The 2,428-nt window shown below is 57.0% G+C and carries 2 protein-coding genes; both read right to left on the minus strand.

The features are described 5' to 3' along the window. Nucleotides 1–315 precede the first annotated feature (315 nt). A complete protein-coding gene (locus GXY01S_RS16530; protein WP_003631308.1) occupies nucleotides 316–1,101 on the minus strand; it encodes an alginate lyase family protein in 786 nt (261 codons plus the stop codon). Between the two features lie 271 nt (nucleotides 1,102–1,372). After that, nucleotides 1,373–2,407, minus strand: coding sequence for an NADP-dependent oxidoreductase (locus GXY01S_RS16535; RefSeq protein WP_061276863.1), 1,035 nt, complete (start codon nucleotides 2,405–2,407; stop codon nucleotides 1,373–1,375). Between the last annotated feature and the right edge of the window lie 21 nt (nucleotides 2,408–2,428).

Raw genomic sequence — 2,428 nt, forward strand, 5'->3', positions numbered from 1 at the left:
GTCGAAGGCAATAACTTTGATGTATCATTGAACGGGAAGTATTTTTCCCCGATTTCTGTGCCTCAGGGTGCTGCGGAGGAGGTGTCCATCAAATATGACAGAAGGACGTCCGGATCCACCAGCATACCTGACGCCTGACCCGGCTTACAGTGTAGGCGATGCAGCAATAACCGACGCACTTGACGCTGCACGATCATTCAAACCTCTCCCGCCTCAGTTAACCCGTGACTGGGTCCTGCAAAATGCCGGACCACAAGAGACCATTTCGGATAAGAAACGGTCTCCCTCCCCGTCCTTTTTCATAAACGGCATCGCTCATTGACCACACATCGATATAAACAGCGGCGGATGTGATGCGAGTTGGGTCGCGAGAAGACGAAAACGCGGGTCGAAAGCGGAAGCAAGCCACACAAGCGCGCCAGCCGTCCGCGGATCAAACAGGCCCGAATAGCCTTTCAGCCCGGCCTGTGCGCGGATCGCGTCAAAGCGTACGGCTGAATGTACAAACTCCCTGTGTCGCTTCTCTCCGCTCAGATAGGGAAGCAGCCATGTCATGGCATTCGCCAGAGAAGAGCCGTCATCGCTCGTCCAGTGATACCAGTCCTCATCGCGTGTTCTGGCGGCAAGAGCGGCCTGGATCAACGGCTGAAGGTCGTAGACGACATAGTGCAGCGCATCCCGTTCCCGAAAATCCAGAGTGGTCCCGTCTAGTGCGATATTGGCCTGTATCTGCTTGCGGAAAAGATCGCGTGCCTTGTCAAACAGCGGGGTATCGTCGATCGCTACGGCGATCATTGTCACCAGCTTGATCCGGTGGCTCTGCCAGTTATTGATCCAGATCGCACGTCGCCCGTGATGGATAATGGCTGTCACATATCCCCAACCCCAATCCTGAAGATAGGATCGGACCTGTTCTCGTTCCGAGGCGGGGAGCGAGGGGCCGATCATCACATAAGTGTCGATCAGAGTGTCAAAACCTGTCTCGTCGATCGGGTTGAAGCTCGGCTTATAGGTCTTTATCCACGCCATCAGATAGCGACGGGCAAAATTCAGCCATTCGTCATCTGCTCCGGCATGCCAGGCCAGCGCTGCCTCTTGCATGAGCTTAAGGTCATATTTTGAGGAGACGCTCTCGTCCTAAATACCGTGATGCGGCAACGTGCCTTCCGTGTGCACCCGTGGCAGAGGCGCTGGCGGCCGGTTCCGGACAGAAGCCAGATGGCGAAGAAGCGCGGGCATAGTCCCTGCAGCCTGCGGATCAGATACGGAACACCACGCCTTGTCCGCTGCCTGCGCAGGCACGCAAGGCATCAGGGCCAGAGCGATTGCGCATACTGACCCCAGGAAACAGACTTTCTGTCTCCGTTGACCCTCACTCATGGTTTGTCGGAACGTCTGCAACCTGCACAAGAAGTTTGCCGAAATTCTGTCCACTCAGTTGTCCAACCAGGGCGAGAGGGGCCTGATCCAGACCCTTTACAATCTGTTCCTTATAAACAAGAGAACCTTCCTGAACCCAGGGAGTTGCCAAAGCGCGCCATTCCGCAAACCGCTCCGGCCGGTCACCGACAATGAAGCCCTCGATGCGGGCTCTGCGAAACAGCAGCATAGCCGCGCTGATTGTGGGCGCATGCGCCAGCCCGCTATAGTCGCGATCATTATAGTCAGCGACCAGACCGCAGATCGGAACCCGGGCATGATTACGTAACCGCCTGATCACAGCCTGGCCTACTGTACCCCCAACGTTCTCGTAGTAGACATCGACGCCGTCAGGACAGAGGGCGTCAAGCTGTTCGTCGAGATTTTCATGATGATTGATGCATCCATCAAATCCGGCGATTTCCGTGACCCACGCACATTTCTCCACGCTGCCCGCGATACCGATCACCCGCGCTCCTGCTCTCCTGGCTATCTGCCCGGCTGTTGCGCCTACGGGACCGGACGCCGCAGAGATAACAACCGTTTCCCCTGCCTTGGGCTGTCCGATATCCGTCATACCCGAATAGGCGGTTGTACCAGGCATACCGAGCACACCAAGATAGGTTGACGGTGGCACATCATCGGGAACCCGGACCAGCCTGTCCCCGGGAGTTGCCAGCACCGTCGCCCATCCAAACGCACCGGAAACGACCGCGCCTTCACGAAAGGCTGGGTGCTTCGACTGGATGACCTGTCCCACGGTTTCGCCAGGGATCATGTCGCCAACCGCCAGTCCTTCACGATAGGTCCGCCCCTCGTTGAGAATGCCCCGCATATAGGGATCGACGGAAGCAAAGAGGGTGCGTGTCAGCACGTCACCCTCCTTTATCGCGGGCCAGAGACGTTCCACTGTCGCGAAAACATCCGGCGTAATACTTCCGTCAGGACGCTTTGCCAGAACAACGGCCTCAAGTGTCTTTTCGGTCATGATCCTCTCCCTGATAGGTCG

Source organism: Komagataeibacter xylinus NBRC 15237, assembly GCF_001571345.1.
Classification (GTDB): Bacteria; Pseudomonadota; Alphaproteobacteria; order Acetobacterales; family Acetobacteraceae; genus Komagataeibacter; species Komagataeibacter xylinus.

Coding starts and splice junctions, on each gene's coding strand:
- GXY01S_RS16530 (WP_003631308.1), bottom strand. CDS start 1,101: ATGCAAGAGGCAGCGCTGGCCTGGCATGCCGGAGCAGATGACGAATGG.
- GXY01S_RS16535 (WP_061276863.1), bottom strand. CDS start 2,407: ATGACCGAAAAGACACTTGAGGCCGTTGTTCTGGCAAAGCGTCCTGAC.